Below are 26,526 nucleotides of genomic sequence, written 5' to 3'. Positions count from 1 at the left end.
CGGAACCCGCAGCCCGAGCGTTCTCCCCCGGCGGCGGCTCAGCCGCGCGTGCGGAGCAGGTCGTGCTCCAGGACGGCGGCCAGCGCGAGCGTCTTGTAGCCGACGTCGTCGAACAGGACGGTGATCCGGTCGTCCTCGACGCGCATGACCACGCCGCGGCCCCACTCGGTGTGCTCGACCGGGGTCTCCACCAGGAACGGCCTGTCGTGGTCCCCGGCCCCCGGGTGCTCCTGGGCCGTGCCGGCGGAGCAGTTGTCGCAGTTGCCGCACGGCTCGTCGAGCTGCTCGCCGAAGTAGCCGAGCAGGAACTGGCGTCGGCACTCGGTGGTCTCGGCGTAGCCGCGCATCATCTCCACCCGGCTCTGGTCCACCTTCTCGTGGTGCTCAGCCAGCTGCCGGGCCCGTTCCGCCGCCTCGGCGGGCGACGGTGCGCCGTCGGCCGGGAAGGCGGCGCCCTCCTCGTCGAGGACGACGGCCGAGACCTGCTCCAGCAGGTTGAGGTCGCGGGCGAGCGGGCTGGCGGCCCGGCCGGTCTCCTCGCGGAGCTCCTTGACGGCCACGCCGTCCTCGATGCCGGCCGCCGCCGCGGCGTTCACCAGGCCGGCCACCTGCTGCAGCTCCTCCTCCGCGGGCGTCCCGGCGGCGAAGAAGCGGCGCAGGCCGAGGTCCTCCTGCCGGTAGACCAGGACGGCGAGGGCGGGCTCTCCGTCCCGGCCGGCGCGGCCGATCTCCTGGTAGTAGCTGTCCACGGAGTCGGCGGGCTCGGCGTGCACCACGAAGCGGGTGCCGGGCTTGTCGATGCCCATGCCGAACGCGGTGGTGGCGACGACGACGTCGAGCTCGTCGGTCATCCAGGCCCGCTGGGTGTCCTCCCGGGCGGCCTTGTTCAGGCCCGCGTGGTAGTGCCGGGCCCGGAGCCCGCGGTCGGCGAGGCGGGCGGCGACCTCCTCGGTGCCGCGGCGGGTGGCGCTGTAGACGATCCCCGGGCCTCGGCCGTCGCCGATCTCGGCCAGCACCCGGTCGAGCACGCCCTGCTCCTTGCCGTGCGCGTCGGCGTGGTGGTCGACCTCCAGCCGGATCTCGGGCCGGTCGAACCCGGCCACGACGACCTCCGCGTCCCGCATCCCCAGCTGCTCGACGATCTCGGCCCGCACCGGCGGGGCGGCGGTGGCGGTGAGGGCCAGCACGACCGGGTGGCCGAGGTGCTCGACGACGCTGCCCAGGCGCAGGTAGTCCGGGCGGAAGTCGTGGCCCCACGCGGAGACGCAGTGCGCCTCGTCGACGACGAACAAGGCGGGCTTGGCCTCGGCGATCTCGTCGACCACGTCGGGCTTGCTCAGCTGCTCGGGCGCGAGGAAGAGGAAGCGGACCGTTCCGTCCCGCAGTGCGTCGAGGGCCAGGCGCCGGTCGGCTGCCGACAGGGTGGAGTTCAGCTGGGCGGCCCCGCCGGCCCGGTCGGCGAGCTCGGTCAGGCGCTCGACCTGGTCCCGCTGCAGGGCGATGAGCGGGGACACCACCACGACCGGACCGTCCAGCAGGTGGCCCGCGACCTGGTAGATCGCGGTCTTGCCGGCACCCGAGGGGAGGACGGCGAGGGTGTCGCGCCCACCGACCACGGCCTGCATCGCACGCTCCTGCCCGGGGCGGAACCCGTCGTGGCCGAGGACGTCGCGGGCGAACTCGCGGATGCGGCGGGTGCGGACGGATGCGGAGGCGCCGGCGGGGTTGTCCCGCTCGGAGGGGGAAGGCACCCGCAGCGTCTCCCCGGCCGCCGTGATCGACAAACGGTGCCTCCGCTCACCGGGTCGGGGCCCTCGTGGCGGCCCGGATCCGACGGGCGGTCCACCAGCCCACGGCCAGCCCGCCGAGGAGGTTGGCGATCAGGTCGCGGGCGGTGTTGTCGTAGCCGCCGACCTGGTGCTCGGGCAGGACGAGGGTCAGCAGGTACTCGGCGATCTCGTTCACCGCACCCGCGGCGGCGGCGGCCAGGACGACGATCCACAGGGCGACGCGGGGGCGGTCGTCCCCGGCCGGCGCCAGGCGGTGCTGCAGGACCTCCCACCCGGCGCGGCCCACGAAGCCGAAGCCGACGGCGTGCTGGATGTTGTCGTAGCGGAGGACGCCGTCGACCAGCCACTGCTGGTAGAGGATCCCGTCGCCCACCGGCACCATCCCGCCGGCCAGGTGCCCGAGCGCGAACGCCACCAGGCCCCAGATCGTGGGGGTGCTCAGTCCCACCCGCAGGTGCACGCGGGCGACCGCGGCGGCGCCGGCGACCACGACCAGCAGGTAGACCGCCCAGTTGTCCCGGCCGGCGGCGATCCCGAGCGCCAGGAGACCCGCGCTGCCGACGCCGAGCACGGCCACCGGGGCGAGCTGCTCGCGCACCGCCGTCCTCAGCCGGTCCACCGCGTCCTCCGCCCGCCGCCGGTCCGTCCCGCTCCGGCGTCGCCCCGGGCCGGCTCCGAGGGCACGCTAGCCCGGCCCTCACCGCCAGGAGGGCAGCCAGTACCTGAGGTCGAGCAGATCACGGTCCAGGGGGATGCCCAGCCAGATGGGCGCGAAGAAGGCGAAGGCGGCGACGTTGAGGCCCAGCAGCACCCCGCCGACCAGCCGGGGTCGGGGGGTCAGCTGGACCGCCCGCACCAGGGCGAGGGCGATGAAGGGCACGGCCGGGACCAGGTAGAAGAAGTAGCCGGGCTTGCCCGCGGCCAGCCAGGGCAGCCACAGCAGCAGGAGCGGGACGGCGATCGACGCCGCGACGCCGTCGCGACGGACCAGCGCCCGCCACAGCAGGACGGGGTAGGCCAGCAGGGCCGGCCACCAGAGCGCGGGGTTGCCGACCAGCGTGATGCGGGCGACGGTCCCCCGCGGGACCTCGCACTCACCGGCCGCCTGCTGCTCGGCGGTGCAGCTCTCGGCGTAGACGAGGACCGGCCGCTCCATCCAGATCCAGCCGAGCGGGTCGGACCGGTAGGGGTGCGTCGCCTCCAGCTCCCGGTGCATGCGCACCAGGTCGAGCTGGCTCGCCCCCCAGGTGTCCAGCCGCTCGGCGGGGCTCGCCGAGCAGGCTCCGGGCCCGCAGGCGCGGGCGCCGGCGTAGCTGTCCTCGTAGGAGGCGAACCAGCCGGCGAAGCTGGCGAGGTACACGGCCGCGGGGACGACGAGCAGGCTGAGGACGGCGCCGCCGGCGACGGCCAGCCCGCGGGTCAGCGTGCGCCGCGCGCCCTCGCCGCGACCGGCGAGCTCGGTGCCGAGCACGAGCAGGCCCACGGCCGCGACGGCGAGCAGGCCCGCCCACTTGGTGGACACCGCCAGGCCGAGTGCCAGGCCGGCCAGCCAGCGGTACCGCGAGCCGACCGCCGAGGGTCCGAGCGGTTCGTCGGCGTCCCGGCCGGCCCGGCGGGCGTCCCGGTCCAGCAGCACCAGCCAGAAGGCCAGCACCACGCACAGCGCCAGGGTCGCGTCCAGCATCGCCATGCGGCTGGTGGTGACCGACAGCCCGTCGAGGGCGACCAGCGTCGCGGCCAGCGCGGCGGGGGCGGTCCGCCGGAACAGCCGCAGCCCGCAGAGGTGGACCAGGAGCACCGTCAGCGAGCCGACGACGGCGACGCCGATCCGCCAGCCGAAGGGGGTGTTGCCGAAGAGCTGGATGCCCAGCGCGATCACCCACTTGCCCAGTGGGGGATGGGCCGGCTTGTTCTCCTCGACGCCGCGGGTGACGTAGTCCTGCGCGTCGACGGCGTAGTACTTCTCGTCGAAGAACAGCCGGTCGGGATCGCCGAGGTCCCAGAGTCGCACGACGGCCGCCAGGCACAGCAGCGCGAGGGGGACCCCCCACGAGAGGAGCGGGCGACGCCCGGAGGCGCCGCCCGCTGCTCCCTGTGCCGGCTGCTCCGCGGCAGCGATCACAGGGTCAGTTCTCGGTGCTGAACTCGGTCTCGGTCTCCGTGCTGACCTCGGTCTCGGTCTCGACGACCTCTTCCTCGGTCTCCGTCTCGGTCTCGGTGGGCTCGAGGGTCTCGGTGACCTCGGTCTCCGACTCCTCGGTCTCGGTGACCTGCTCGGTCTCGGTGACCTCGACCTCGCCCTCCTCGTCGCCGCAGGCGGCGACGCCGAAGACCAGCAGGCCGGAGAAGGAGGCGCCCAGCACGCCACGGGTGATCCTGTTCATGTCAATTCCTGTCACATGCATCGACGACATTCGTACGGGGATGCATGTCCGTCGTCGTGATCCATACACGCTTTCCACCTTTTACAAAAAGATCACGGAACAGTCCGAAAATGATGTCGGTGGAATGGATGGCTGCCGACGTCGGTGCGAATCCGCGGGATGCGGATGCGCCGTGGCGGCCCGGGCGGTGCGACGCCGGGCGGCTGCTGTGCGGCGGTGGACCGAGCCGTCGGGACGGTGCGAGGTCGATGGGCCGGCTCCGTACCTGCGGGTGGAGGACGCTTGTAGGTCCGCATCTGCGGATCTATGATGCGCAGATGGGCGCCGAGTACCGGATCGCCGAAGCGGCGGCGCTGCTCGGCGTCAGCGACGACACCGTGCGCCGCTGGATCGATGCCGGTCGGTTGTCCGCCCGGCGCTCCGGCGGGCCGGCGGTCGTCGACGGAGCCGACCTGGCCCGGATCGCCACCGAGCTCCGGAACGCGCCGGAGCCGGGAGCCACGCCGTCGTCCGCCCGGAACCGGCTCACCGGGATCGTCACCCGGGTCGTGCGGGACACCGTGATGGCGCAGGTGGAACTGCAGGCGGGGCCCTTCCGGCTGGTGTCCCTGATGTCCCGGGAGGCCGCCGACGAGCTGGGCCTGGAGCCGGGGGTGCGCGCGGTCGCCACGGTGAAGGCCACCCAGGTCAGCGTGGACGTCCCGTGAGGCGCCGTCCGGCCGCGCTGCTCGTCCTCGGGCTCGTCCTGAGCGGGTGCGGGAGCACCGTGGGCGACGCGCCGCCCGGCGCGGCCGAGGAGGGCCCGGCAGGACCCGGTGATCCCGGCATCACCGGCACGCTCACCGTGCTCGCGGCGGCCTCGCTCACCGACGTCTTCGCCGTCCTGGGGGAGCAGCTGGAGGCCGCCAACCCGCAGCTGGAGGTGCGGTTCAGCTTCGCCGGCAGCTCCGCACTGGCGGCCCAGGTGCTGCAGGGGGCGCCGGCCGACGTGCTGGCCACCGCCGACGAGGCGCAGATGGCCCGCGTGGAGGAGGCGGCGCTCGTCGAGGGGGCCGTCGTCTTCGCCGAGAACGCGCTCATGCTCGCCGTCCCCGCGGACAACCCGGACGGTGTCGCGCTGCCGGGAGGTGGCGGCACGCCGTCCCTGGCCGAGCTGGTACCCGCCGATGCGACGATGGCCGTCTGCGCCCCGGAGGTGCCCTGCGGAGCGCTGTCCGCGGCGGTCCTCGAGGCGGCCGGCCTGACCGGGGCGCCCGACACGTACGAGGACGACGTGCGCGCCGTCCTCACCAAGGTCCAGCTCGGCGAGGTCGACGCCGGCCTGGTCTACGTCTCCGACGTCCGCTCCGCGGGCGACTCGGTCCTCGCCTTCGGCTTCCGCGAGGGGATCGCGGCGAGGAACTCCTTTCCGATCGGCGTCCTCGAGGACGCGCCCAACGCGGCCGCCGGGCAGGCGTTCGTCGACCTCGTCCGGTCCGAGGAGGGCCGGCAGGCGCTGGCGGACGCCGGGTTCCTTCCGCCGCGGTGAGCCGCGCACCCGACCGGACCCGCGTCCCGGCCCCGCTGCTGGTCCCCGCCGCGCTGGCCGTCGTCTTCCTGGTGCTGCCGCTGGGAGGCCTGCTGGTCCGCACGCCGTGGTCCGAGCTCGGCGCGCAGCTGGCCGCGCCGGGGGTGGGGGAGGCGCTGCGGCTGTCGCTGGTGTCCGCCACGCTCGCCACCGGGCTGTCGCTGCTGCTCGGCGTCCCGCTGGCCTGGGTGCTCGCCCGGTCGCGGGCGCGCGGGCGCACCGTGCTGCGGGCGCTGGTCACCGTTCCGCTGGTGCTGCCGCCGGTGGTGGGCGGCGTCGCGCTGTTCCTGGTCCTCGGCCGCCAGGGGATCGTGGGCAGCTGGCTGGACGACGCCTTCGGGGTCACCATCCCCTTCACCACCACCGCCGTGGTCATCGCCGAGACGTTCGTGGCGATGCCCTTCCTGGTGATCAGCGTGGAGGGGGCGCTGCGGGCCGCCGACGGCCGGTTCGAGGACGTCGCCGCCACCCTGGGCGCCGGCCGCTGGACGACCTTCCGCCGGGTGACGCTGCCGCTGGTCGCGCCCGGGGTCGCGGCGGGCGCCGTGCTCTGCTGGGCCCGGGCCCTGGGCGAGTTCGGCGCGACCATCACCTTCGCCGGCAACTTCCCGGGGACGACGCAGACGATGCCGCTGGCCGTCTACCTGGCGCTGCAGCGCGACCCGGACGCCGCCATCGTGCTGTCGGTGGTGCTGCTGGCGGTCTCGCTGGCCACCCTGCTGCTGCTGCGGGACCGCTGGCTCGGGCGGGGCTTCGCATGAGCCTGTCCGCGGCGGTCGCCCTGCGACGCGGCGCCCTCGACCTGGCCGTGGACGTCGAGGTCGCCGACGGCGAGGTGCTCGCCGTGCTCGGCCCCAACGGCGCGGGCAAGTCCACGCTGCTGCGGGTCCTGGCCGGGCTGCTGCCGCCCGACGGTGGCTCCGTCGTCGTCGACGGGCGCACCTGGGACGGCGCCGGTGTCCACCTGGAGGCGCACCGGCGATCGGTCGGCATGGTATTCCAGGACGCGCTGCTCTTCCCGCACCTGACCGTCGCCGACAACGTCGCGTTCGGCCTGCGCACCCGGGGCACCGGCAAGGGGCCCGCCCGGGCGGCGGCCGACGCCTGGCTGGAGCGGGTCGGGCTGCCCGGTGCCGGGAGCCGGCGCCCCGCGGAGCTCTCCGGCGGTCAGGCCCAGCGGGCCGCGCTCGCCCGGGCGCTGGTCGGCGATCCCGCGGTGCTGCTGCTCGACGAGCCGCTGTCCGCGCTGGACGCCCGCACCCGGCTCGTGGTGCGGGCCGAGCTGCGCCGGCACCTCGCGGAGTTCGCCGGCAGCACGGTCCTGGTCACCCACGACCCGGTGGACGCGCTGGCCCTGGCCGATCGCGTCGTCGTCGTGGAGGAGGGCCGGGTCGTGCAGTCGGGGACGCCCGAGGAGATCGCCCGCCGGCCGCGCACGGACTACGTGGCGCGCCTGGTCGGGCTCTCCCTGCTGCCGGGCACGGGGGAGGGCGGCCAGGTACGGCTCGACGGCGGAGGCACGGTGGCGGTGGCGCAGGAGGTGTCGGGGCCGGTGTTCGCCGCCGTGCGCCCGGAGTCCGTCGCGCTGCACGTGGCCCGGCCCGAGGGCAGTCCGCGCAACGTGTGGCGGGCACGGGTGGTGGGCGCCACCCCGCACGGCGCCACGGTCCGGTGCGACCTGGCGGGGGAGGTGCCGCTGGTCGCCGACGTCACCGCCACCGCGTTCGCCGCACTCGGCCTGACCGTCGGCGCCGAGGTGTGGGCGGCGGTCAAGGCCACCGAGGTCGCCGTCTACGCCCGCTGAACCCGGCCATTATCGCCACTTCGGCCCTGAGAGGGTGGGGGCATGAGCAGCGCCGCCGCCGTCGTCCTCGCCGCCGGGGGCGGCCGCCGCTACGGGATGCCCAAGGCGCTGGTCGAGTACGAGGGCAGCCTGCTGGTGGAGCGGGCGGTGCGGACGGCGCGGGCGGCGTGCGACGTCGTGCTGGTCGTCCTCGGCGCGCGGGCGGTGGACGTCTGGCGCAGCGCCGACCTCACCGGGGCCACCGTGCTGGCCAACAAGGACTGGGAGACCGGGATGGCCTCCTCCCTGCGCGCCGGGCTGGAGGGGCTGCGCGGCTTCCCGGGGACCGTCGACGCCGCGCTCGTCACCCTCGTCGACATGCCGGGCATGACGCCCGCGGCGCTGACCGCGGTCGCCGCGCACGCCGCGCCGGACGCGCTCGCCGTCGCCACCTACGACGGCGTCCGCGGCCACCCCGTGCTGCTCGGCCGCGAGCACTGGGCCGGGGTGATCGGGACGGCGACCGGCGACGAGGGCGCCCGTGGCTACCTGTCCACCCACCAGGTGACGGAGGTCGACTGCACCGGGCTGGCCGATCCGGCCGACCTCGACGTCCCGCCGCCCGGGGTACCTTCGGCGCCGTGATCGCCGGGCGCCGGATGGCCAGAGTCGTCGACGAGCCGCTGTCCGTCGCCGAGCACGAGGACGCCGTGGCCGACCAGGCCGCCGGCGCCGTCGTCTCCTTCTCCGGCGTGGTGCGCGACCACGACGGCGGACGGTCGGTGACCGAGCTGGAGTACGTCGGCCACCCCACCGCCACCGACGTGATCGTCGAGCTCGCCGAGGAGTTCGCCGCCCGGCCGGGCGTGCACGCGGTGGCGGTCAGCCACCGGATCGGACTGCTGGGCATCGGCGACGTCGCACTGGCCTGCGCGGTCAGCGCCTCGCACCGCGGCGAGGCCTTCACCGCCTGCGCCGAGCTGGTCGACGAGGTGAAGAAGCGGCTGCCGATCTGGAAGCGGCAGGTCTTCACCGACGGCGCGGAGGAGTGGGTGGCCTGCCCCTGACCCGGGCGGCGTGAGGTCCGGCCGCCGGCCCGGAGGCGGTCGAACCCGTCAGCCGGCGAAGGTGCGGGCGGGCAGGCCGCGCACGCCGGCGTCGACCCGGAAGAGCGCACCGGCCAGCGGGTCCTCCCCGGGGCGCATGCCCTCCTGCGAGGTCGTGACGAACAGCTGGTCGAGCGCCGGGCCGCCGAAGGTGCAGGCGGTGACCTTGGGCGTGGGCAGCTCGACCACCGCGTCGAGCCGGCCGCCGGCGTCGTACCTGTGCACCGCGCCGCTGCCGTAGAGCGCGACCCACACGCCGCCCTCGGCGTCGACGGTGAGCCCGTCGGGCAGCCCGCCGTCGTCGAGGGTCACGAACGGACGGCGGCCGGTCAGCCCACCGTCGGGGTCGTAGTCGAAGACGTCGATGCGGTGGGTGGCCGTGTCGTCGTAGTAGGCGAGGCGCCCGTCGCGGCTCCACTCCAGGCCGTTGGAGACCGTGACCCCACCGAAGACCTGCCGCGCGCTGCCGTCCACGTCCAGCCGGTACATCGCGGCCGCACCCGGGGTCTGGTCGTAGGCCATGGTGCCGCACCAGAACCGGCCGTCGGGGTCGCAGCCGCCGTCGTTCATGCGGACGCCGTCGTCGGTCCACAGCTCGCCCAGCGGCCGCAGTGCGCCGTCGGCGTCCTCCAGGACGAAGCCGCGCTCGACGGCGATGACGGCACCGCCGCCGCGACGGGGGCGCAGCGCCGCCGCCACCTCCCCGACGCGGGTGCGCCGGACCGTTCCGTCACCGGCGAGGGAGAGGACGTCGCCGGCGGTGAGGTCCACCCAGCGCAGCCCGCCCCAGCCGGGCCACCAGACCGGTCCCTCGCCGTGCTCGGCCACCGGCCCGGTCACCTGCTCAGCGCGCACGTGCTCCTCCTCGCACCTCGTTGCGCCGATCCTGTCGCAGGACGGGGGTGGTGGCGCGGCCGGGTGCAGGGCGGTCAGGCCGACCTGTCCCGCCGGACGGGCACCGGCGGGGCCGCCATCCCGGTGGCCATCAGGGTGCTGAGCATCCGCCCGGCCGTCTCGACCACCGCCAGCTCGCGGGCGGCGCTGCGCGGCTTGGCGCGGTAGGCGACCCCGCACAGCGTGCCGAAGAGCTCCATGTCCGGCGTGAGCAGCGGGATGCCGACGTATGCGCCCACGCTGCCCATCGCGCTCGTGGACAGGGCGGCGTAGGCCGGGACGGCGGCAGTCACGGTGGCCAGCCGGGGCGCCCGGCCCTCGACCATCTGCCGGCAGAGGCTGCGCATCCACGGCAGCTCGGTCCCGGGGGGCACGGTGCGCTCGGGCCAGGCGCGGAGCACCACCTGCTGGTCGCCGACGACGCGGGTGATCAGCCAGACGTCCCAGCCGACGTGCTCGTGCAGGAAGCGCAGCACACCGTCCGCGGCGGCGTCCCAGTCCCGCCACGGCGCGACGTCGACGATCCTCGCCGGAACCATGCCGTCCATTATCCGGCCGGCCGGCGATCGCGCACAGGGACGAAGGGCCTCGCCGCGGGGCTACCGGGCGCCGGCGAGCCCGTCGTCCCCACCGGGACGGTCGGCGTCCCGCTCGAGCGACTCCTCCTCGGCCTCCGCCTCCATCACGTGCGCCTCGCCGGCGACCGTGGCCGCGGCGTCGCCGTGCGACTGGCCGTACAGCTCCTCGGCGCGGCCCAGCAGTTCCTCGGCCTTGTTCTTCGCCTTGTCAAAGATGCTCATGCGCCCATCCTCCGGTGCGGTCAGCCGCCGGCAAACGGGGGCAGCACGTCCACCACCGCTCCGGGGGACAGCGCGGCGGCCCGGTCGTGGGCCTGGGCGCCGTCGATCAGGAACGAGCAGGCGGTGAGCACGCGCTCCAGCCGCTCGCCGTGCTCGGCGACGATCTGCCCGACCAGCTGGTCGAGGCTGCTCGCCTCGCGGCTCTCGGTGTCCACGCCGGCGGCCGCGCGGGCCCCGGCGAAGTACCGGACGGTCACGGCACCCATCAACTGCTCACCTCAGCCACCGATCGCCGACATCGGCCGGCTCGGCTGCAGGAAGCTCGGGTCGTCGATGCCGTGGCCGGGCAGCTTGCCGAGGGTGGCGATCCGCCAGCGGTCGGCGATCTCGTCGTCGGTGGCGCCGTTCCGCATCGCGGTGCGCAGGTCGGACTCCTCGCGGGCGAACAGGCAGTTGCGGATCTGCCCGTCGGCGGTGAGCCGGGTGCGGTCGCAGGAACCGCAGAACGAGCGGGTCACCGAGGCGATCACCCCCACGGTGCCCGGCCCGCCGTCGACCAGCCAGCGCTCCGCGGGCGCGGAGCCGCGCGCCTCGGTGTCCGGGGTGAGCGTGTGGGCGGCGGACAGTCGCTCCAGGATGTCCTCGGCGGTGACCATCTCGCCGCGGGTCCACGCGTGGTGGGCGTCCAGCGGCATCTGCTCGATGAAGCGCAGCTGGTAGCCCTGCTCCAGGCAGAAGTCCAGCAGCGGGACGGCGTCGGCCTCGTTCATGCCCCGCATGAGCACGGCGTTGACCTTGACCGGCGTGAGGCCGGCGCGCTGGGCGGCGGCGAGGCCGGCCAGCACGTCGTCGAGCCGGTCGCGGTGGGTGAGCTGCTTGAACCGGTCCCGGTCGAGGGTGTCGAGGCTGACGTTGATCCGGTCCAGCCCGACCTCGGCCAGCGCCGGCGCCACCCGGGCCAGGCCGATGGCGTTCGTGGTGAGGCTGACCTCCGGGCGCGGGCGCAGCGCGGTCGCCGCCGCGACGATCCCCACCAGGCCGGGCCGCAGCAGCGGCTCGCCGCCGGTGAAGCGCACCTCGCGGATGCCCAGCTGCTCGACGCCGATGCGCACCAGCCGCGAGATCTCCTCGTCGGTGAGCACCTCGACCTTGGGCAGCCAGTCCAGCCCCTCGGGCGGCATGCAGTAGCTGCAGCGGAGGTTGCAGCGGTCGGTCAGCGAGACCCGTAGGTCGGTGGCCGTGCGGCCGTAGCGGTCCACGAGCCCGCCACCGCCCGGGGCGGCGTCCGCGGGGGGACGCACCCGGGGATCGGGGAGGCTGGAGGTGGACACCGCCCGAATGTAGCCGCGCCGACCGACGAATGCGCCGGTGCGGGCGACGGGACCGTTGCTACCGTCCCCCTGCCACCCGAGGGACCGGCGGACGAATCACCCGCACTCGCCCGTGGCCAGGAAGCGCGAGAAGAACCGTGTCACCCCGCACCCTCTTGGGCCCGTACCGCCAGCTGTTCACCGTCCCCGGCGCCTCCGCCTTCTCCCTCGCCGCCTGGCTCGGCCGGTTCCCGGCGCCGATGCTCGGTCTGGGCGCGGTCCTGCTGGTCGAGGGCGAGTCCGGCAGCTACGCCCTGGCGGGCGCGGTGTCGGGCACCCTGGCCCTGGCGTTCGCCGTGGCCGGCCCGCAGTGGGCCCGGCTGATGGACCGGCGCGGGCAGGGGGTGGTCCTGCGCGTCGCGCTGACCGCGACCCTGCTCACCGGCACCGCGTTCGTCGCCGCCGTCGTGGGCGGGGCGCCGCGCTGGAGCTGGTTCCTGCTCGCCGCGGCCACCGGCCTCAGCAGCCCCAACATCGGCTCGCTGGTGCGGGCGCGCTGGTCGGCGGTGCTCGACCCGGCCGGCCGGCAGACGGCCTACGCCTTCGAGGCGGTGGTCGACGAGGTGGTCTTCGTGCTGGGGCCGCCGCTGGTGACGCTGCTGGCGACCCTGATCGCGCCGCCGGTCGGCTTCCTCACCGGGATCGCGCTCGGCGTGGCCGGCGGCTGGTGGCTGGCCGCCCAGCGCGACACCGAGCCGCCGCTGCACCCGGTCGACCCCCTCGCCCCGAAGCGGCGCCGGTCGGTGCTCACGCCCACGCTGCTGGTCGTCGTCGTCACCTACGTGGCGGTGGGCACCGTGTTCGGCGCGATCGACGTCGTCGTCGTCGGCTTCGCCGAGGAGCAGGGCGCGCACGCCCTGTCCGGCCTGGTGCTGGCGGTGTTCGCCCTCGGCAGCCTGTTCGCCGGGCTGGTCTACGGCCTGGCGCGGCTGCCGGGCACGCTGGTGACCCGCTTCGTCGCCACGGCAGTGGCCTTCGGCCTGGCCGCGCAGCTCCTCTGGGGTGTCGGCTCGCTGCCGGTGCTGATCGGCTGCGGTTTCCTCGCCGGGCTCACCATCGCACCGGTCCTGGTGTCCGGGACGTCGCTGGTGGAGTCCCGGGTCGCCCCCGGCGTGCTCACCGAGTCGCTCGCGTGGACGATCACCGGCCTCACCCTCGGGGTCACCGCGGGCTCGGCGCTCGCGGGAGCGGCCGTGGACGCCTGGGGCGCCGAGGCGGCGTTCGCCGTCCCGGCCGGGGCCGCCGCCCTCGCGGGGCTGCTCGCGCTGGGCGGGACGGCGCTGATCGGCGAGCGCCGGGTCCCCGCGGGATTGGTTGAGGATCGCACCACCGGGTAGGCGGCGAAGGGCCCGATTGCGCGCGACCGATCGCGCGGTCCGCGGCCCCCACCCGAACCGGAAGGACCAGCCCGTGGCTTCAGCAGTACCCACCATCGACCTGAACAACGGCGTGCAGATCCCGCAGCTCGGTTTCGGGACCTACCAGGTCCCGCCCGAGAAGACCGCCGACGTCGTCACGACGGCGCTCGAGGTCGGCTACCGCCACATCGACACCGCCGAGATGTACGGCAACGAGAAGGGCGTCGGCGAGGCCGTCGCGCGCTCCGGCATCGACCGCGCCGAGATCTTCGTGACCAGCAAGCTGAACAACGGCTTCCACCGCCGCGACGACGCGCTGCGCGCCTTCGACCGGACGCTGTCCGATCTCGGGTCCGACTACCTGGACCTGTTCCTCATCCACTGGCCGCTGCCGGGCATCGACGTGGACTTCGTCGAGACCTGGAAGGCCATGGAGGAGATGTACGCCAGTGGCCGGGTCAAGGCGATCGGCGTCTCCAACTTCACCGAGCACCACCTGGGCCGGCTCTTCGCCGAGACCGAGATCAAGCCGGCGGTGAACCAGATCGAGGTGCACCCCTTCCTCGCCCAGGACGACCTGCGGGCGTTCAACGGCGAGCACGAGATCGTCACCGAGGCGTGGTCGCCGATCGCCCAGGGCAAGGTGCTCGACGACCCGGCGGTCGTCGCGATCGCCGAGCGGCTCGGCCGGACGCCCGCGCAGGTCGTGCTCCGCTGGCACATCGAGCGCGGCGACGTCGTCTTCCCGAAGTCGTCCTCGCGCGAGCGGATGGCGGAGAACTTCGCGCTGTTCGACTTCGAGCTGGAGCGAGGGGACCTGGCCATGCTGACCGGCCTGGACCGCGGCGAGCGCACCGGCCCGGACCCGGACACGTTCAACTACATCCCCGGCTGATCGCGATCCCCGGCTGAGCGCACGTCGACGACGGCCGTCGTCCTCCCCGGAGGACGGCGGCCGCTGCCGTTCCCGCGGTCAGCGCCCGGTGGCCAGCGCGGACCGGATCATGGCCAGCACCGTCTCGCCGTCCAGGCCGGCCGCCCGGGCCTGCTCCACCAGCAGGGTGGCGCTCCGGCGCACCGCGGTCTCGGCGGCACTGCCCACGACCGGCCGCCCGGTCACGACGGTGCCGGTGCGCCTCCGGCTCGCGACCAGCCCGGCGGCCTCCAGCTCGGCGTAGGCACGGGCCACCGTGCCGGTCGCGATGCCCAGATCGGCGGCGAGCGCCCGCATGGTGGGCAGCCGGTCGCCCTCGGCGAGCACCCCGGCCCGCACCAGGTCGGCGAGCTGGCTGCGGATCTGCTCGTACGGCGGCGTCGGCGAGCCGACGTCGACCGTGATGTCGGGCGTCATCGGCTCAGCCGACGAGCGCGGGGGCGTCGGCGGGGACGCGGGGCGCCGGGAGGAACGCCGCGACCGCCGAGGCCAGCACCATGGCGGCGCCGACGACCATCAGCACGACGGCGAGGGCGCCGAGCCACGCCGGGCCGATGTCGGGCATCGCCGTTCCGGAGACGAACAGCAGGCCGCCGGTGTCGAACAGCAGCGCGGCGAGAGCACCCTGCAGCACGCGGTGCGCCGAGGCGCGACGCAGCGCCTGCTCGATCCGGGCGTCGTCGGTGACCACCGCGGGGCGCGTGGCCACCACCCACAGCGCGGCGACGGCGAGCGCGGCCACCACCGACAGGCCGGCTGCCGTGGGCAGGCCGTAGAACCATCCGGGGAAGGGGCTCGCGGACTGCGAGAGCGTTCCCTCGCCCCCGTTCCCGACCGTGTAGGTGAAGCTCCGCCCGTCCGGGCCGCCCAGCAGGCCGCCGGCGACGAGGACCAGTGCGGCGACCGCCGCGGCGCCCACGGCCGGCCGGAGCAGCCGCCGCGGGGCGGCGTCCAGGAGGCCGCGGCGCACCAGCCCGGCCCGGCGCACGTCGCCCGCCGGCCGGGGCCAGGTCAGCTCGCCGACGGCCAGGACGACGGTGTGCACCACCGCGTACACGACCGGCACGAGCAGGACGGTGAGGCCGGCCGCGCCGGCGCGACCGTCGGAGAAGGCTCCGGTCACCGCCGTGCCGACGGCGGCGACCAGCCCGAGGGTCCTGGCGGTGGCGGCGGTCAGCGCCGCGTGCCGCCGGGCCGCGACGACGGTGCTCTCCAGGCTGACCGGCGAGCGGCGCACGGCGGCGGCGCCCGCGCCGAGGGACAGCGCGAGGACCAGGGCGAACAGCAGGGGGAGCAGAGCCACGTCGGCGTCCGATCACTCAGTCAATGAGTCAAGTGATTGAGACAATGGCGGGCGACGCCGGGAAAGGCAAGCACCCCACCCGCGGGGATGCGCGGACGGGCGCGCCGAGTCGGAGTGCTTGTCATGTGCATACCGCGTATGCATACTCCGTATCCATGTCCATCCGACACGGTCTGCTCGCGCTCCTGGAGCGCGGTCCCAGCCACGGCTACCAGCTCCGCGCGGAGTTCGACGCGGCCACCGGCGCCACCTGGCCCCTGAACGTCGGGCAGGTGTACTCGACCCTGGACCGGCTCGAGCGGGACGGGCTCGTCGTGCAGGACGGCGAGCCCGACGCCGACGGCCGGATCGCCTACCGGATCACCGACGTCGGACAGGCCGAGCTGCGCGGCTGGTTCGCCTCGCCGGTGAGCGCGAAGAGCGCTCCGCGGGACGAGCTGGCGATCAAGCTCGCGCTGGCGGTCACCACCCCGGGTGTCGACGTGCTGCGCGTGGTGCAGACCCAGCGCACCGCCACCATGACCGGCCTCCAGGAGCTCACCCGGCTCAAGACGCGGGTGCACGACGACGTGGAGCTCGCGTGGTCCCTGGTCCTGGACTCCCTCGTCTTCCGGGCGGAGGCCGAGATCCGCTGGCTGGACCACTGCGAGGCAAGGGTCGCCCGCGCGGCGGCGGAGCGGCGCAGCGCGGCCGCCGAGCGACCGGCGCCGGCGGCCCCGCCCCTCACCACCGGCAAGGCGGGACGGCGATGACCGAGGCGGTGCTGCGGCTGTCCGGGGTGACCCGCGAGCACGGGCAGGGCGACGTCGTCGTCCAGGCCCTGCGCGGCGTCGACCTCGCCGTCCTCCCCGGCGAGCTGGTCGCCGTCATGGGGCCGTCGGGGTCGGGGAAGTCGACCCTGCTGCACCTGGCCGGTGGCCTGGACCGCCCGACGTCGGGATCCGTCGTCGTCGAGGGCCGCGACCTGGCCACGCTCACCGCGGCCCAGGTCGCGGCCGTCCGCCGCCGCAGCGTCGGCTACGTCTTCCAGGACCTGAACCTGCTCCCGTCGCTGACCGCCGTGGAGAACGTGGCCCTGCCGCTGGAGCTGGACGGCGTCCGCGGCGGGATGGCGCGGCGCGCGGCGCGCGAGGCGCTGGACGAGGTGGGGGTGGGCGCGCTGGCCGGGCGCTTCCCCGACGAGATGTCCGGCGGCCAGCAGCAGCGGGTGGCCATCGCCCGCGCCCTGGTCGGCCCGCGCCGGCTGCTGCTCGCCGACGAGCCCACCGGTGCCCTGGACTCGACCACCGGTGAGGAGGTGCTGCGCGTGCTGCGCGCCCGCTGCGAGGCCGGGGCCGCCGGGGTCCTGGTCACCCACGAGGCCCGGCACGCCGCCTGGGCCGACCGCGTCGTCTTCCTGCGCGACGGCGTCGTCGTCGACCAGAGCGGTCCGGCCGCGGCGGCGGAGTCGCTGCTGCCCGCCGGCGGCGTCGGGTGAGCGGCTGGCTGACGCGCTGGCGCCTGGCGCTGCGCATCGCCCGCCGCGACGCGCGACGGCACCGGGGTCGCACCGCGCTCGTGCTGGTGATGGTCGGCCTGCCCGTCCTCGCCGTCGTCGGTGCCGACACGCTGCTGCGCACCTGGCAGATCAGCGCGGCGGAGGCGCTGCCGGCGACGCTGGGCGCGGCCGACGCACGCATCGAGGGGGTCTCCCGGGGGCCGATCGAGGCCGATCCGCTCACCGGGGAGCCGCTGGTCCACGAGCCGGACGAGGAGTCGGCACCGTGGTCGGCCGCCGAGGTGCGCGGCCTGCTGCCCGACGGCGCGGAGGTCGTCGAGCGCACCGCCGGCCGGCTCGCCTACCGGGCCGGGGAGGGCTACGCCGACGTCCCCGCCTACGCCGACGACCTCGGCCGGCCGATCAGGGACGGCGCCGTCGAGGTGGTCGAGGGGCGCGTCCCGGCGACGACCGACGAGGTCGCGGTGAGCGGTGCGGTGGCCGAGCGTGCCGGCGTCGCGCTCGGGGGCACCCTCGAGGTGACCCCCGAGGACGTCCCCCTGACCGTCGTCGGGATCGTGGCGCCGGGGGCCGGTGGGCGCGACGACCTCCTCGTCGTGGCGCCGGGGTCGGCGGACCTGCTCCGCTCACCCAGCAGCGAGTTCTTCGTCGCGGTGCCGGGCGAGCTCGACTGGCCGGCCGTGCGGGAGCTCAACGCGGCGGGCCTCGCCGTCGTCTCCCGGGCCGTGGTGGCCGATCCGCCCGCCGAGGAGGAGTACCGGTCCGACGGCGGGACGAGCGGACCCAACACGGCCGAGGTGGCCGTCCTCGCGCTGATCGTGGTCGGCATCCTGCTGGAGGTGGTGCTGCTCGCCGGGCCGGCGTTCGCGGTCGGGCTGCGGCGGCAGCGGCGCGACCTCGCCCTGCTGGCCGCGGCCGGCGGGAGCCCCGCGGACCTGCAGCGGACCGTGCTGGCCTCGGGTGTGGTGCTCGGCGGCGGAGCGGCCGCCGGTGGCGCGCTGCTGGGCATCGGCCTGGCGTGGCTGGCGCTGCCGATCGTCGCCGACCGGGCCGACGTGCGCTTCGGCCCGTTCGACGTCGCACCGCTCGACGTCCTGGCCGTCGTCGCCACCGGCCTGCTCGCCGGGCTCGCCGCCTCCGCCGTCCCGGCGATGCAGGCCGCCCGGACCGACGTCGTCCCCGCGCTCGCCGGCCGCCGCGGGCAGGTCCGCACCTCCTGGCGGCTGCCGGTCGTCGGTCTGGTCGGCATCGCGGCAGGTGCGGTGCTCACCGTCCTCGGCACGAAGGGGGGCGAGTTCGGCGTGGCCGCCGGCGCGGTGCTGCTCGTCGCCGGTGCCGTCGTGGCGACGCCGTGGCTGGTCGGGCTGCTCGCCCCGCTGGCCCGGTGGCTCCCGGCCGCGGGGCTCATCGCCGTCCGGGACGCCACCCGCAACCGGACCCGCACCGCCTCCGCGGTCGCCGCCGTCATGGCGACCGTCGCCGCTGTGACGACGATGGCCATCGGCAGCCAGAGCGACAGCGCCCAGGCCCGCCGCGACTACGTCCCCCAGGCGCCGATGGGCGCGGCCGTGGTGACCGTCTTCCAGACCGGTGAGCAGGGCTGGACCGCCGTCGAGCGGATCGTGGCCGAGCAGCTCCCCGGCTCCCCGGTGGGGCGGATCGGGAGCGTCGCCCACGACGAGGACGAGCCCCGCTCGCTGACGCCGGTGCGCGCCGGCTGCACCGCCGGGCCGGGGGAGTGCCACTGGTTCCCCACGGACGTCGCCTGGCTGAGGCCGACCTTCGGCGGCGAGGTGGTGGTGGCCGACGCCCGGACGGCGGCGGCGGCGACGCCTGACCGGTTGCGCGAGGAGGTGACCGCGGCCCTCCGGGCGGATCGGGTGGTCGTGTTCGGCGGCGGCGCGGTGGATGCGGCCGGCGAGGTGACGCTGCTGGGTTCCACGTGGAACGGCAGTGCGGACGAGATCCTCGGGAGGGCCGCGCTGCCGGCCACCGAGATCGCGGTCTCCTCGGGTGCCGAGCTCCAGGTGCCGTCGCTGGTGGTGGTGCCCCCCGCGCTGGCCGACCGGCTGCCCGTCCCGGTCACGACGACCTCGCTGGTGATCGGCGGCCCGGGGGCGCCGGTTTCACCGGCCGCGGAGGAACGGCTGGCCGAGGCGGTGCGCGCCGTGTCGGCCCAGGCGTACGTGTACGTGGAGCGGGGCTGGACCGACGGCCTGGCCCTCGCTCGGCTGCTGCTGTTCGTCGTCGGCGGCGTGCTGGTGCTCGTGGCCACGCTGACCGCCACGGGGCTGGCCCTGGCCGACGCGCGGCCCGATCTCGCGACGCTGGCCGCGATCGGCGCGGCGCCGCGCTCAAGCCGGTTCATCGCGATGGGGTCGGCGGCGGTCATCGGCGTCGGCGGGGCGCTGCTCGGACTGCTGGTCGGCGCCGGGCCGGGGATCGCCGTCGCCGTTCCGCTCACCAGCACCGACTTCGGCGCGGGCGCGCGGCCGCTGATCGACGTCCCGTGGTTGCTGCTCGGCGGGGTCGGGCTGGCGGTGCCGCTGCTCGCCGTCGTCGTCACCGGTCTGGCCGTCCGGTCCCGCCTGCCGATGGTGTCGCGGCTGGACGCGTGACCGGGGGAGTGGGAAGCCGACCAGCGCAGGCGGGGTCGTGCCGAGTGGGGCCCGGAGGGTCCCGCGCAGGCGCGACGGATGGGCTCAGCGCAGCAGGGGCACGGCACCTGGCCGCGGTGTGATGCGGAGCATCACGGTGTTGTCGTCACGAAGTCGATGAGCTCCTCGACCCGCCCGATGAGGGTGGGCTCCAGGTCGGTCCAGACCTTCACGCGGGCGAGGATGCGCTGCGCCCACACGTAGCCGGTGTCGTCCTCCCAGCCGAGCCGCTTGCAGACGCCGGTCTTCCAGTCCTCGCCCTTCGGCACGGTCGGCCAGGCCTTGATCCCGACGACCGACGGCTTGACCGCCTGCCAGATGTCGATGAACGGGTGGCCCACCACCAGCGCGTGGTCGCCGGTGATCTGCCCGGCGATCCGGGACTCCTTGGAGCCGGTCACGAGGTGGTCGACGAGCACACCGAGCCGGCGACCGGAGGACGGCCTGAAGTCGCGCACGATCCCGGGCAGGTCGTCCACGCCGTGCAGCGGCTCCACGACCACGCCCTCGATCCGCAGGTCGTGGCCCCAGACCTTCTCCACCAGCTCGGCGTCGTGCTTGCCCTCGACGTAGATGCGGCCCTCGCGGGCGACGCGTGCCCGCGCGCCGGCGACGTAGGTGGAGCCCGACGCGCTGCGCGTGGGCATCGCCGGTGCCGCCGCCTTCGGCCGCACCAGCACGACCGGGCGGCCCTCGACCCAGAAACCCGGCCCGAGCGGGTAGCCGCGCACGCGGCCGAAGCGGTCCTCCAGGTGGACGACGTCCTTCTCGCACCGCACGACCGCACCCACGAAGCCGGAGCTCGGGTCCTCGACGACGAGGTCCTTCTCGGCCTCGACCTGGGGTACGGGCTTCTTCTGGGTGCGCGGGTGGACGAGGTTGTCGTATGGCGAACGGGAAGGCACGCTCCCATGCTGAGCGCGGCCCGGCCCGCTGCCGTGGAGACGCGCCGACGGCGGACGGGACCGCTCCGTGCCGACACGCCCGCAGAGCACGCAAGCACGGAGAGTGACGACATCTCGATCCGTTGAGCGCGGCAACCGTTCCGTCGGTCGTGTGCCATCTACTGGCCCGTGACCTGCGAAGACGCGGGACGGACGCGGGGGGCTTCGGTCGGATCCGTCGCGATGGGGTGCCGACGCCCCCCGCCGGGATGCCGGTCGATCGTGATCGATCCGTTTCGTGGCCGACATCCCGGTCACCCATCCAGGTGACGCAACGAACCCATGATCGGATTGGAGCGATACCGCATGATCGGCACCGACACCATCAGCCGCGTGATCGGCCAGGACGTGTACGACGAGGCCGGCGAGAAGATCGGCTCGGCCTCCGAGGTCTACCTGGACGACGAGACCGGCCAGCCCGAGTGGGTCACGGTTCGCACCGGCCTCTTCGGCACCAAGGAGTCCTTCGTCCCCATCCGCGACGCCGACCTGACCAACGACGGCGTGCGCGTACCGGTGAGCAAGGCCCGCGTGAAGGACGCCCCGAAGATCGACACCGACGGGCACCTCTCGCCGCAGGAGGAGCAGGAGCTCTACCGGTACTACGGCCTCGGCGGGCAGACGACCGGCACCGAGACGGCCGCCATGACCGAGACGACCGGCATGGCCGGGCAGACCGACACCCGCGGCACCGTGGGCCACGACACCTCCGGCCCCACCACGGACAACGCGATGACGCGGTCCGAGGAGCACCTCAACGTGGGCACCCGCTCCGAGGAGGTCGGCCGCGCCCGACTGCGCAAGTACGTCGTGAGCGAGAACGTGACCGAGACCGTCCCGGTGTCCCACGAGGAGGTGCGGCTCGAGCGCGAGCCGATCACCGACGCCAACGTGGGCAACGCCATGGACGGGCCGGCCATCTCCGAGGAGGAGCACGAGGTCGTGCTCCACGGCGAGCGCCCGGTCGTGGAGAAGGAGGCCGTGCCGGTCGAGCGGATCCGTCTGGACAAGACGACCGTCACCGAGCAGACCCAGGTGAACGAGACCCTCCGCAAGGAAGAGGTCGAGATCGAGGGCGACGACACCAACCGTCGCATGTGATCTCCGCCGGCCGTGAGGCCGGACACGCACGCACGAGCAGCGGCGGTCGGCCGGGGGAACCCGGTCCGGCCGCCGCTCTCGCGCGTCCGGGGGTCAGTCCGCCAGGCAGGCGGTGAGCGCCCCCACCATGTGCGGGACGTCGAGGGCCGAGGTGAGCTCCCGGCAGGAGTGCATCGCCAGCATGGGGGCGCCGACGTCGACCGTGGCGATGCCCAGCCGGGTCGCCGTCAGCGGGCCGATGGTGCTGCCGCAGGGCAGGTCCGCCCGGGTGACGAAGGCCTGCACCGGGACCCCGGCCTCCTCGCAGCGCTCGGTGAACCAGCCGCCGGTCGTCGCGTCGGTGGCGTAGGCCTGGTTGGCGTTGAGCTTGAGCACCGGCCCGCCGCCCAGCCGAGGCTGGTGGGCCGGCTCGTGCCGGTCGTAGCGCGTCGGGTGCACGGCGTGCGCCATGTCCGAGGAGACCAGCACCGAGCGAGCGATGGCCCGCTGCGCCGCCTGCGGGTCGCCCGGGTCGGCCGCGGCGGCCAGCCGGGTGACGACGTCCTCCAGGAAGCTGCCGCGCGCCCCCGACATCGAGCCGCTGCCGACCTCCTCGTGGTCGTTGCAGACCAGCACCTGGGTGCGCTCGCCGGCCGGTGCGGCCAGCAGCGCGAGCAGCCCGGCGTGGCAGGAGGCCAGGTTGTCCAGGCGGGGCGCGGCCACCCAGGTGCCGTCGGCACCGGCGCGGGCGCTCGGCTGGGTGTCGGCCAGCACGAGGTCGTGCCCGACGACGTCGCCCGGGGCGACCCCCGCCGCGTCGGCCAGGGCGGCCAGCAGGCCGGGCTCCTCGTCGAGCTCCTGCGACCAGACCGGCACGAGGTGCCGCTGCGGGTCCAGCGTCAGCCCCTCGCGGACGGCGCGGTCGAGGTGGATGGCCAGCGACGGCAGCCGCAGCGGCGCCCCGGGCAGCCGCACCAGCGCCGTCCGCCCGCCGCGGAGGACCACCCGGCCGGCGACGGTCAGCTCGCGGTCCAGCCAGGTGTGCCACAGGCCGCCGCCGTAGGGCTCCACGCCGACCAGCCGGTAGCCGGACTGCCGCACGTCGGAGCGTGGGCGCACCTTGAAGGTGGGGGAGTCGGTGTGCGCGCCGACGAGCCGCAGCCCGGTCTCGGCCGGCGTCCCGCTGCCCACGCGGAAGGCGACGATGCTGCCCTGCCGGACGACGAAGTGCCCGGCCCCCGGCGCCGGGGCCCAGGAGTCGGTCTCGGCCAGCTCGGTGAACCCGGCGGCGGTCAGCCGCCGGGCCAGCTCGGCGACGGCGTGCGACGGGGACGGGGAGGCGTCGACGAAGGCCCGGAGGTCGTCGCCCAGGGCGAGCGCGTCGGTGGCGGCGGTCGGCATGGGGGCATCGTCCCCTGCGGCGCCGGCCGCCCGCCCGCCCGGGGGGAGAGACGGCGCCGCGACGGCGGGCCGGGTGGGATGCTGCGAGGTGTGAGCGAGCGCACTGGTGCCGACCCGGGCAGTCCCGGCGGGCTGGCCGCCGCGCTGGAGGCCACCGGCTACCTGCCCGACGAGGGCCTGGCCACGGCCGCGTACCTGGCGCTAGTCATGCGGCGCCCGCTCTTCCTGGAGGGGGAGGCCGGCGTCGGCAAGACGGCGCTGGCCCACGCCCTGGCCGAGGTCACCGGCCGGCCGATCCACCGGCTGCAGTGCTACGAGGGCCTGGAGGCCAGCCAGGCGCTCTACGACTGGGACTTCGGCCGGCAGCTGCTGCACCTGCGCGCCGCCGAGGTCACGCACGCCACCGACGACACCGCGGAGCTGGAGGCCGGCCTCTACGACCGGCGCTTCCTGCTCGCCCGGCCGCTGCTGCGCGCGCTGGAGGACTCCCCGAGCGTGCTGCTGGTCGACGAGGTGGACCGGGCCGACGACGAGTTCGAGGCCTTCCTGCTCGAGCTCCTGTCGGACTTCACCATCTCGATCCCCGAGCTCGGCACCGTCCGCGCCGAGGTGCCGCCGCTGGTCGTGCTCACCTCCAACCGCACCCGTGAGGTGCACGACGCGCTGAAGCGCCGCTGCCTCTACCACTGGCTGCAGCACCCGGACTTCGATCGCGAGGTGGCGATCCTGCGGCGTCGGCTGCCGGAGGTCACCGAGCAGCTGGCCCGCCAGGTGGCCCGGGCGACGGCGACCCTGCGCACGCTGGACCTGCTCAAGCCGCCCGGCGTCGCCGAGGCCATGGACTGGGCGACGGCGCTGCACACCCTCGGCGCCCGGGAGCTGGATCCCGATCTCGCCGCCCGCACCCTCGGCGCGGTGCTCAAGTACCGGGAGGACACCGAGCGGGTGCAGGCCCTCGGCGCGGCGGTGTTCGCCGGTGCCTGAACCGCGGGACGTGGTCGACACGGTCGTCGGCTTCGCCCGGACGCTGCGGCACGCCGGGGTGCCCGCCTCCCCCGACCGGGTCGAGGCGATGCTGGCCGCGCTCGCCCACCTGCGGGTGCTCGAGCCCGCCGACGTCTACTGGGCCGGCCGGCTCACGCTCTGCTCCGGACCCGATGACCTGGACCGCTACGACGCCGCCTTCGAGGCCTGGTTCCGCGGGGTCCGGACACGGGCACCGCGCGCCGCGGCCACCCTGCCGCCGCGTCTGGCGGCGTACGCCCCGCTGGACGCCGGGACCGGCGAGGGGGACGACGACGCCGACGCCCCGGACCTGGCCGCCCGCGCCAGTGCCGAGGAGGTGCTGCGGCACCGCGACGTCGCCGGGATGTCGGCCGCCGAGCGGGAGCACCTGCGCCGGCTGTTCGCGCTGCTGGTGCCGGCCGCGCCGATGCGCCCGGCCCGGCGTCGCAGGGCCGCACCGCACGGCGCCGTCCACCCGGGACGCACGGTGCGGCGGGCGCTGCGCGACGGCGGGGAGGTGAGCCGGCTGCTGCACCGGCGGCCCCGGCCCCGGCCACGCCGGGTGGTCCTGCTGGTCGACGTCTCCGGCTCGATGACCCCCTACGCCGACGCCCTGCTGCGCTTCGCGCACGCCGCGGTGCGGGCCCGGCCGGCGTCGACGGAGGTCTTCACGATCGGCACGCGGCTCACCCGGCTGACCCGCGAGCTGCGGCAGCGCGACGCCGACCGGGCGCTGGCCGCCAGCGGCCGGGCCATCCCCGACTGGTCGGGGGGCACCCGGCTCGGCGAGGTGCTCAAGGCCTTCCTCGACCGGTGGGGCCAGCGCGGCACGGCGCGCGGCGCGGTGGTCGTGGTGTGCAGCGACGGCTGGGAGCGGGGCGGCACGGAGCTGCTGGGGGAGCAGATGGCCCGGCTGCGGCGGCTGGCGCACGCCGTCGTCTGGGTGAACCCGCACAAGGGCCGGGACGGCTACGAGCCGCTGACCGGCGGCATGCAGGCGGCGCTGCCCTCGGTGGACCACTTCGTGGCCGGGCACAGCATGGCCGCGTTCGAGCAGCTGACGGGAGTGATCTCGCGTGCCTGAAGGACCCCGCTGCCCCCCACCGCTCGCAGGCTCGCGCCGGGTCCCTGCAGCGGGGCCGTCGTGCCCCGGACGGAAGGAGACCTGCTGTGCGTGATGTCCTCGACGAGCTGGTGGGCTGGTGGCAGGCGGGGGAGACCGTCGGCGTGGGCACGGTCGTGGGCACCTGGCGGTCGGCGCCGCGGCCGGCGGGGGCCTCGATGCTGGTCGGCCCCGACGGCACCGCGGTGGGCAGCGTCTCCGGTGGCTGCGTGGAGGGCGCGGTCTACGAGGAGGCCAGGGACGCCGTCGAGACCGGTGAGCCGACGCTGCGCCGCTACGGGGTCAGCGACGACGACGCCTTCGCCGTCGGGCTGACCTGCGGCGGGATCCTGGACGTGTTCGTCGAGCCGATCTCGCGGGAGTCCTTCCCCGAGCTGGGGGAGATCGCCGAGTCGGTCGGGCGGCACGAGCCGGTCGCCGTCGTCACCGTGGTGGCCGGGACCGAGGACCGGCTCGGCCGGCGGCTGGTGCTCTGGCCGGACCGCAGCTCCGGGACGCTGGGTTCGCAGCGGCTGGACGACGCCGTGGCCGACGACGCCCGGGGGATGCTCGCCGCGGGCCGGACGGCGCTGCTGCACGTGGGCCACGACGGCGAGCGCCGGGGCGACGACCTCACCCTGTTCGTCAACTCCTTCGCCCCGCCCGCCCGCATGGTGGTGTTCGGCGCCATCGACTTCGCCGCGGCCGTCGCGCGGGTGGGCGCGTTCCTCGGCTACCGGGTGACCGTGTGCGACGCCCGGCCGGTCTTCGCGACGCCGAAGCGCTTCCCCGAGGCGGACGAGGTGGTGGTCGAGTGGCCGCACCGGTACCTGCGGGCCGAGCTCGACGGCGGGCGGATCGACGACCGCACGGTGCTCTGCGTGCTCACCCACGACCCCAAGTTCGACGTCCCGTTGCTGGAGGTCGCGCTGCGCGCGCCGGTAGCCTTCGTGGGGGCCATGGGCTCCCGGCGCACGCACGACGAGCGGCTGGCCCGGCTGCGCGAGGCCGGCCTGACCGACGAGGAGATCGGCCGGCTGTCCTCGCCGATCGGCCTGGACCTGGGCGCACGGACGCCGGAGGAGACGGCGGTGTCGATCGCCGCGGAGATCATCGCCGGCCGCTGGGGCGGCACGGGCGAGCGGCTGGCCGCCGTCGAGGGCCCGATCCACCGCACCGCCGACCGGTGACGGCCACGATCAACAGGCAGCGTCTGCCGGCCACCCTGTTGCGCTGCGGCGGGGATCCTCGATGTTCGCGGGTGGTTCGGTGGTCGCCACCCCCGTACTGGAGCTTGTCAGTGTGAGGTCCGTTGCGTGGGCACGCGTTGCGGGCGCGGGTTCCTCTGCGACGGCATCGGCGGCCAGGGTGACCGCGAGGGACACGACCGCGAATATGCCGGCGGTGGTGGATCCGGGGAAGTCCACGCTGGTGAACCACCATGCTGCAGTCCCGGCTGTGAAAAGCGCTAGGTGTACTGAGCAGGACCGTTGTTGACGTGGGAGCGACCTCCGGGTCGGGTGGAGCTGTCTGACGGCATCCATTCCGAC

At 75.3% G+C, this 26,526-nt stretch carries 28 protein-coding genes; 15 read left to right on the top strand and 13 right to left on the bottom strand.

All coding sequences use genetic code 11. The features are described 5' to 3' along the window. Positions 1 to 38: 38 nt before the first annotated feature. From GCU60_RS16935 to GCU60_RS16920, 4 genes are all read right to left on the bottom strand, one after another. Positions 39 to 1,751 (bottom strand): RecQ family ATP-dependent DNA helicase, encoded by a 1,713-nt coding sequence (locus GCU60_RS16935; RefSeq protein WP_163207382.1) that lies wholly within the window; start codon positions 1,749 to 1,751, stop codon positions 39 to 41. Between the two features lie 46 nt (positions 1,752 to 1,797). Further along, a complete protein-coding gene (locus GCU60_RS16930) occupies positions 1,798 to 2,409 on the bottom strand; it encodes a hypothetical protein (RefSeq protein ID WP_163207380.1) in 612 nt (203 codons plus the stop codon). A gap of 78 nt (positions 2,410 to 2,487) precedes the next feature. Then, positions 2,488 to 3,912 carry a phospholipid carrier-dependent glycosyltransferase gene (locus GCU60_RS16925; protein WP_163207378.1) on the bottom strand — a complete coding sequence of 475 codons (1,425 nt, stop codon included), beginning with the start codon at positions 3,910 to 3,912 and terminating at the stop codon, positions 2,488 to 2,490. A gap of 4 nt (positions 3,913 to 3,916) precedes the next feature. Next, positions 3,917 to 4,174, bottom strand: coding sequence for a hypothetical protein (locus GCU60_RS16920; RefSeq protein ID WP_163207330.1), 258 nt, complete (start codon positions 4,172 to 4,174; stop codon positions 3,917 to 3,919). A gap of 317 nt (positions 4,175 to 4,491) precedes the next feature. Between GCU60_RS16920 and GCU60_RS16915 the strand changes: the two genes are divergently transcribed. Genes GCU60_RS16915 through GCU60_RS16890 form a run of 6 tightly spaced genes read left to right on the top strand, consistent with a single transcriptional unit; the run spans position 4,492 to position 8,591 of the window. Continuing rightward, positions 4,492 to 4,881: a TOBE domain-containing protein gene (locus tag GCU60_RS16915; protein ID WP_163207376.1), complete on the top strand. Its 390-nt coding sequence runs from the start codon at positions 4,492 to 4,494 to the stop codon at positions 4,879 to 4,881. Beyond that, positions 4,878 to 5,702: a molybdate ABC transporter substrate-binding protein gene (gene modA / locus GCU60_RS16910; RefSeq protein ID WP_163207374.1), complete on the top strand. Its 825-nt coding sequence runs from the start codon at positions 4,878 to 4,880 to the stop codon at positions 5,700 to 5,702. The genes GCU60_RS16915 and modA overlap by 4 nt, the downstream gene beginning before the upstream one ends. Then, positions 5,699 to 6,502, top strand: a complete 804-nt coding sequence (locus tag GCU60_RS16905; RefSeq protein ID WP_163207372.1) for an ABC transporter permease — start codon at positions 5,699 to 5,701, stop codon at positions 6,500 to 6,502. Before modA ends, GCU60_RS16905 begins: the two co-directional genes overlap by 4 nt. Further along, positions 6,499 to 7,545, top strand: a complete 1,047-nt coding sequence (locus GCU60_RS16900) for an ABC transporter ATP-binding protein (protein WP_163207370.1) — start codon at positions 6,499 to 6,501, stop codon at positions 7,543 to 7,545. The genes GCU60_RS16905 and GCU60_RS16900 overlap by 4 nt, the downstream gene beginning before the upstream one ends. A 42-nt stretch (positions 7,546 to 7,587) precedes the next feature. Further along, entirely contained in the window at positions 7,588 to 8,169 is a 582-nt protein-coding gene (locus GCU60_RS16895) for a nucleotidyltransferase family protein (RefSeq protein WP_163207368.1), read from the top strand. After that, positions 8,166 to 8,591: a molybdenum cofactor biosynthesis protein MoaE gene (locus GCU60_RS16890; protein WP_345770656.1), complete on the top strand. Its 426-nt coding sequence runs from the start codon at positions 8,166 to 8,168 to the stop codon at positions 8,589 to 8,591. Before GCU60_RS16895 ends, GCU60_RS16890 begins: the two co-directional genes overlap by 4 nt. A gap of 48 nt (positions 8,592 to 8,639) precedes the next feature. On the opposite strand, the gene GCU60_RS16885 is transcribed toward GCU60_RS16890, so the two are convergent. The 5 genes from GCU60_RS16885 to moaA form a co-directional block, all read right to left on the bottom strand. After that, complete coding sequence (locus tag GCU60_RS16885) at positions 8,640 to 9,485, bottom strand: SMP-30/gluconolactonase/LRE family protein (protein ID WP_163207366.1); 846 nt, start codon at positions 9,483 to 9,485, stop codon at positions 8,640 to 8,642. 74 nt (positions 9,486 to 9,559) lie between these two features. Beyond that, on the bottom strand, positions 9,560 to 10,063 hold the full coding sequence (locus tag GCU60_RS16880; protein WP_163207364.1) for a histidine kinase: 504 nt from the start codon (positions 10,061 to 10,063) through the stop codon (positions 9,560 to 9,562). A 60-nt stretch (positions 10,064 to 10,123) separates the two neighbouring features. Then, positions 10,124 to 10,324, bottom strand: coding sequence for a hypothetical protein (locus tag GCU60_RS16875; RefSeq protein WP_163207362.1), 201 nt, complete (start codon positions 10,322 to 10,324; stop codon positions 10,124 to 10,126). 20 nt (positions 10,325 to 10,344) lie between these two features. Further along, on the bottom strand, positions 10,345 to 10,590 hold the full coding sequence (locus GCU60_RS16870; RefSeq protein ID WP_163207360.1) for a MoaD/ThiS family protein: 246 nt from the start codon (positions 10,588 to 10,590) through the stop codon (positions 10,345 to 10,347). 12 nt (positions 10,591 to 10,602) lie between these two features. Next, the gene (gene moaA, locus GCU60_RS16865; RefSeq protein ID WP_345770655.1) at positions 10,603 to 11,655 is read right to left on the bottom strand and encodes a GTP 3',8-cyclase MoaA; all 1,053 of its coding nucleotides are present in this window, start codon (positions 11,653 to 11,655) and stop codon (positions 10,603 to 10,605) included. Between the two features lie 137 nt (positions 11,656 to 11,792). Between moaA and GCU60_RS16860 the strand changes: the two genes are divergently transcribed. Beyond that, a complete protein-coding gene (locus GCU60_RS16860; RefSeq protein ID WP_163207358.1) occupies positions 11,793 to 13,031 on the top strand; it encodes an MFS transporter in 1,239 nt (412 codons plus the stop codon). A gap of 73 nt (positions 13,032 to 13,104) precedes the next feature. Further along, positions 13,105 to 13,947 (top strand): aldo/keto reductase, encoded by an 843-nt coding sequence (locus GCU60_RS16855; RefSeq protein WP_163207356.1) that lies wholly within the window; start codon positions 13,105 to 13,107, stop codon positions 13,945 to 13,947. A 78-nt stretch (positions 13,948 to 14,025) separates the two neighbouring features. Here the strand turns inward: GCU60_RS16855 and GCU60_RS16850 are convergent, their stop codons facing one another. After that, positions 14,026 to 14,403 carry a GntR family transcriptional regulator gene (locus GCU60_RS16850; protein WP_163207354.1) on the bottom strand — a complete coding sequence of 126 codons (378 nt, stop codon included), beginning with the start codon at positions 14,401 to 14,403 and terminating at the stop codon, positions 14,026 to 14,028. A gap of 4 nt (positions 14,404 to 14,407) precedes the next feature. Then, entirely contained in the window at positions 14,408 to 15,289 is an 882-nt protein-coding gene (locus GCU60_RS16845; RefSeq protein ID WP_163207352.1) for a hypothetical protein, read from the bottom strand. 155 nt (positions 15,290 to 15,444) lie between these two features. Between GCU60_RS16845 and GCU60_RS16840 the strand changes: the two genes are divergently transcribed. From GCU60_RS16840 to GCU60_RS16830, 3 genes are read left to right on the top strand one after another with little or no spacing between them, the layout of a single operon-like run. Next, positions 15,445 to 16,041, top strand: coding sequence for a PadR family transcriptional regulator (locus tag GCU60_RS16840; RefSeq protein ID WP_163207350.1), 597 nt, complete (start codon positions 15,445 to 15,447; stop codon positions 16,039 to 16,041). Continuing rightward, positions 16,038 to 16,766 carry an ABC transporter ATP-binding protein gene (locus GCU60_RS16835; protein ID WP_163207348.1) on the top strand — a complete coding sequence of 243 codons (729 nt, stop codon included), beginning with the start codon at positions 16,038 to 16,040 and terminating at the stop codon, positions 16,764 to 16,766. Before GCU60_RS16840 ends, GCU60_RS16835 begins: the two co-directional genes overlap by 4 nt. Further along, a complete protein-coding gene (locus tag GCU60_RS16830) occupies positions 16,763 to 19,405 on the top strand; it encodes an FtsX-like permease family protein (RefSeq protein ID WP_163207346.1) in 2,643 nt (880 codons plus the stop codon). Before GCU60_RS16835 ends, GCU60_RS16830 begins: the two co-directional genes overlap by 4 nt. 131 nt (positions 19,406 to 19,536) lie before the next feature. On the opposite strand, the gene GCU60_RS16825 is transcribed toward GCU60_RS16830, so the two are convergent. Continuing rightward, complete coding sequence (locus tag GCU60_RS16825; RefSeq protein WP_163207344.1) at positions 19,537 to 20,349, bottom strand: DUF3097 family protein; 813 nt, start codon at positions 20,347 to 20,349, stop codon at positions 19,537 to 19,539. 345 nt (positions 20,350 to 20,694) lie between these two features. Here GCU60_RS16825 and GCU60_RS16820 point away from each other — a divergent pair, with 345 nt between their 5' ends. Then, positions 20,695 to 21,489: a DUF2382 domain-containing protein gene (locus GCU60_RS16820; RefSeq protein ID WP_163207342.1), complete on the top strand. Its 795-nt coding sequence runs from the start codon at positions 20,695 to 20,697 to the stop codon at positions 21,487 to 21,489. Between the two features lie 93 nt (positions 21,490 to 21,582). On the opposite strand, the gene GCU60_RS16815 is transcribed toward GCU60_RS16820, so the two are convergent. Continuing rightward, positions 21,583 to 22,869, bottom strand: a complete 1,287-nt coding sequence (locus GCU60_RS16815) for a M18 family aminopeptidase (protein WP_163207340.1) — start codon at positions 22,867 to 22,869, stop codon at positions 21,583 to 21,585. A 90-nt stretch (positions 22,870 to 22,959) separates the two neighbouring features. Between GCU60_RS16815 and GCU60_RS16810 the strand changes: the two genes are divergently transcribed. The 3 genes from GCU60_RS16810 to GCU60_RS16800 all read left to right on the top strand — a co-directional run bounded on the left by GCU60_RS16810 (position 22,960) and on the right by GCU60_RS16800 (position 26,166). Next, positions 22,960 to 23,853, top strand: coding sequence for an AAA family ATPase (locus GCU60_RS16810; RefSeq protein ID WP_345770654.1), 894 nt, complete (start codon positions 22,960 to 22,962; stop codon positions 23,851 to 23,853). Continuing rightward, the gene (locus GCU60_RS16805) at positions 23,846 to 24,958 is read left to right on the top strand and encodes a vWA domain-containing protein (protein ID WP_345770653.1); all 1,113 of its coding nucleotides are present in this window, start codon (positions 23,846 to 23,848) and stop codon (positions 24,956 to 24,958) included. The genes GCU60_RS16810 and GCU60_RS16805 overlap by 8 nt, the downstream gene beginning before the upstream one ends. Before the next feature lie 86 nt (positions 24,959 to 25,044). Then, complete coding sequence (locus GCU60_RS16800; RefSeq protein WP_163207336.1) at positions 25,045 to 26,166, top strand: XdhC family protein; 1,122 nt, start codon at positions 25,045 to 25,047, stop codon at positions 26,164 to 26,166. The last annotated feature ends 360 nt before the right edge of the window (positions 26,167 to 26,526 follow it).

This window comes from Blastococcus saxobsidens (assembly GCF_010682065.1).
GTDB classification, from domain to species: Bacteria; Actinomycetota; Actinomycetes; order Mycobacteriales; family Geodermatophilaceae; genus Blastococcus; species Blastococcus saxobsidens_B.
This window is presented reverse-complemented; position numbering and strand designations above follow the sequence as displayed.